This is a genomic window from Cellvibrio mixtus subsp. mixtus J3-8, from assembly GCF_000766945.1.
In the GTDB taxonomy this organism is placed as follows: Bacteria; Pseudomonadota; Gammaproteobacteria; order Pseudomonadales; family Cellvibrionaceae; genus Cellvibrio; species Cellvibrio mixtus_A.
Genome location: NZ_KN266216.1, coordinates 55473 through 58898, shown reverse-complemented (window position 1 = coordinate 58898; position 3426 = coordinate 55473). Strand labels below are relative to the sequence as shown.

Genomic DNA, 3426 nt, shown 5'->3' with positions numbered 1-3426 from the left:
TATCGGCGTAATTATTTGGAGGGTGGGACGTATTTTTTTACGGTGAATTTGTTGGATCGTAAAAAGACATTGTTGGTGGATTATGTGGATTATTTGCGGGAGTCGGTGGCTAAGGTTAGGCGTAAACGTCCGTTTCATACTGATGCTTGCGTGAGCTACCTGATCATATGCATGCGGCGGAGACTTTGCCAGAAGGCGATGCTGATTATTAGGGAGTGTTGGTGTGAAATTAAAAAGGCGTTTAATCGATATGCATCACCGGACGAATTTTAATCAGGCGCGCGTCAGCCATTATTACAATAAAAACAATCAGCTATTCGGTGTTTGGTAAAGTGGCCGTGAAGGGATTATGTATCGCTGCTCAGTCAACGTTATCTGTTAAATGTTACAAGGAAAATCCATCACATGACCAGAGAATAAAAGATGAAATAAATGGAATAAATAAATGTACAGATTATATGAAATAGGCATGCAAAGATGATTGCGAAGAAAAAAAACCTACTAAATAAAATAAATTATGCATTCATGAACTGCCCTTGCCCAAAAAAAATAGCAATGATTGATGATTGGAATGAAGAAGAAATTAACAAAGATTTTTCACCATTTATAAAAGGTTATGTAGACTCTCATGTGTTGGAGAATCACGCTAAAAGTCTGCCTGCATTGACAGCACAAGCTTTTGCATTTTTCTTAAAAGATTATTTAGTCTACGCAATCAATAATGTTGATTCAGAGTTAACGGATAATCTTGTTTATAGACTATCTGCATTAGATTTATCTGAGCAGTATTGGAAGGAAAGGGTGAGCTATTTAACAATAGATCAACTAAGTGTAATAGGTGAAACTTTAAATTTTATTAAAATGTATAACAATGAAGAAAATGAGTATTTCAATTCTCTTATTGAAAAAACAATTTTCTTATGGAATGAATTGCAAAGCGCGTAACTTGGATTAAATGAATGTAGGTTGGAAGAGCGCAGCGACTTCCGACATGATCGAATGATAATCTGTCTCTGTAGTGGACAAGTAATTTTGGCCACAGTTTAAGAGTTACTTGCGTATGCTAGTTCAGCCATCACTGGCGATAATCCAGCATTGTGACTATGCGGCCTCGTTTGACTGTAGTAACCCAAAATATAATCCGTTATCGAACACTCAGCCTCTTTAAAATTTCGATAACCGAATGTCGGCACCCATTCTGTTTTCAGGCTTCTAAAAAATCTTTCCATTGGAGCATTGTCCCAACAATTACCGCGGCGACTCATGCTTTGATCAATGCGGTAGCGCCATAATAATTGACGATAACTTTTGCTGGTGTAATGGCAACCTTGATCGGAATGAAACATCACACCTTTAGGTTTTCCTCTTGCTTCAAATGCCATGGTTAACGCGCGCCTGGTAAGCTCGCTATCAGGCGATAACGATAATGCCCAGCCAATCGGCCTGCGCGCAAATAAATCCAATACTACGGAAAGATAAGCCCAGCGCGTACCAATCCAAATGTAAGTGACATCACCACACCAGACTTGATTGGGTTTGCTGACTGTAAATTGCCGATCCAATTTATTAGGGACAGCAATATGTTCCTGGCCAGCTTTTTTATAGCTGTGCTTCGGTATTTGGCAACTGACTAACTCCAGCTTTTTCATCAGTTTTCCTGCACGGTAGCGACTCAATGAAGTACCTCGCGCTGTCACCATGTCCGCAATTGTTCTGGCACCCGCAGAACCGTTACTTTCTGCATGCACAGCGCGAACTTCGCTTAGTAAGTGAATGGTTTCAGCATTGATACTGTCAGGTCGATCACACCAATACTTATAACTGCTGCGATGGATGCCAAACGTTTCGCACAACATTTTTACGCTGTAGCTCTTCTTGAGCTCTTTGACTATCGCAAATTGTTCAGAGAGTCGGACATCAAGAGAGCGGTAGCCTTTTTTAATATTTCGTTTTCCGTCTCGATGCGCTTGATTTTCTTTTCTAACTCGCGAATGCGCTGTTGTTCCGATGTTACCGGGGCTCCTTTGGCAAATTGCCCACCGGGTGCTGCGCGAAGTTGCTTAACCCATTTATCCATCGTGGATAGGCCTACCCCCATTGATTCTGCTGCTTCACGGATGGTGTAGCCTTTTTCTACAACGAGTTGTGCAGCTTCATGGCGAAATTCAGGGCTAAATGTTGGTCTCGTACGTTTGCTCATTGGACACCTATTAGTTGTATGAAGTGATAATATCACTTCTAATTAGGTGGCCAAATTCACTATGCCACTACAGCCGTTCATATAAAAAATTGGGAAGAGGTTTTGGAAAATGATATCGGTGAACTACTAATTTCAGAGCCATTGGCGTTGTGCGATGTAAATGAAACTATTCTTTTGGATAGAAAGAAGTATCTGTCGTTCAGGATAATGGATCAATTGCATAGTGCATTTGAGCAAGGATTTGAAGTTAAAAAAATTTTCAAAGTTAATTCATGTATACATAATGAAGAATTTAATACAGCCATAGTTTTTTTATTTTTTATATTAATAAAACATCAAAAGCAATATTGATAAGATTTTTAAAGAATTAATTAAAAAACCAAACTGATAAGTTATACCACAAAACGCGTAACTTGGATTAGATCGATAAGGATGATGAGCCACTTAAATTATTATTCTTATGCAAATAATGATCCTTTAAGATTCATAGATCCTACAGGAGAAATTATTCAGGCAGTTGGATGGGCTATTGGTGTTCTTGATGAAGCAAAAGAAAAGGTAAAAAACTGCAAAGATAAATATTGGAATTAAGGTGTTTCTATGAAATACGATAAAGATTACATCCTGGATAACATTGAGATGCTTTTGCTAGATGATGATTTTATGCTGAATGTAAACTCATATTTAACAGAGGCAATCGAAAATTTGGATTTAAATTACGCTAAGTTACTTCTAATAAGCGGGGCAAATCCAAACATTAATACGAACGCACAGTTTTCTATACGCAATCATGGATTTTTGCATGATCTCATTCACAGATATCATGTTGAGAAAATAAGCAAGGGTGATTTAATAGAAAATGCTGTGCATTTATTGTTAAGTTTTGGCGCAAATCCAGATTGCCCGGGTGACTCGAATGCTGCACCAATTCAGAGATGTACCGGAAAATCAGGAAATATTGAGAAAATATTATTAGAGTTTGGAGCCAATCGAGCAGGTAATGTTATTTATTAACGCGTAACTTGTATTAGATCGATGTAGGGTGGAACGTGCCGCATAGGTGAGCGCAGCGACTTCCGACATGATCGAACGATAATCTGTCTCTACATTTCGAATGAGCATCAACATAATTGTGCAATGATTTACATGGTTTTGATTGTGGTGAATTTGTCGGAAGTCGCTGCGCTCACCTACGCGGCCCGTTCCAACCTACAGAAAACGTTAAA

At 38.7% G+C, this 3426-nt stretch carries 5 protein-coding genes; 4 read left to right on the top strand and 1 reads right to left on the bottom strand.

From position 1 onward, the window contains the following. Together A596_RS23655 and A596_RS20855 are read left to right on the top strand one after the other, a co-directional pair. The coding region (locus A596_RS23655) for a transposase (RefSeq protein ID WP_459542211.1) at positions 1-273 on the top strand (273 nt) is incomplete at its 5' end. A 204-nt stretch (positions 274-477) separates the two neighbouring features. Next, the gene (locus A596_RS20855; protein WP_039918577.1) at positions 478-945 is read left to right on the top strand and encodes a DUF6714 family protein; all 468 of its coding nucleotides are present in this window, start codon (positions 478-480) and stop codon (positions 943-945) included. Between the two features lie 98 nt (positions 946-1043). On the opposite strand, the gene A596_RS20850 is transcribed toward A596_RS20855, so the two are convergent. After that, a protein-coding gene (locus A596_RS20850) for an IS3 family transposase (protein WP_152600255.1) occupies positions 1044-2200 on the bottom strand; the annotation gives its coding sequence in 2 pieces (ribosomal slippage) (positions 1044-1942 and positions 1942-2200; 1158 coding nt in all). Positions 2201-2635: 435 nt separating this feature from the next. Between A596_RS20850 and A596_RS23195 the strand changes: the two genes are divergently transcribed. Beyond that, positions 2636-2791 (top strand): hypothetical protein, encoded by a 156-nt coding sequence (locus tag A596_RS23195; RefSeq protein WP_160280192.1) that lies wholly within the window; start codon positions 2636-2638, stop codon positions 2789-2791. 9 nt (positions 2792-2800) lie between these two features. Further along, a complete protein-coding gene (locus A596_RS20840) occupies positions 2801-3214 on the top strand; it encodes a hypothetical protein (RefSeq protein WP_039918574.1) in 414 nt (137 codons plus the stop codon). The last annotated feature ends 212 nt before the right edge of the window (positions 3215-3426 follow it).

Coding starts and splice junctions, on each gene's coding strand:
- A596_RS20840 (WP_039918574.1), top strand. CDS start 2,801: ATGAAATACGATAAAGATTACATCCTGGATAACATTGAGATGCTTTTG.
- A596_RS23195 (WP_160280192.1), top strand. CDS start 2,636: ATGAGCCACTTAAATTATTATTCTTATGCAAATAATGATCCTTTAAGA.
- A596_RS20855 (WP_039918577.1), top strand. CDS start 478: ATGATTGCGAAGAAAAAAAACCTACTAAATAAAATAAATTATGCATTC.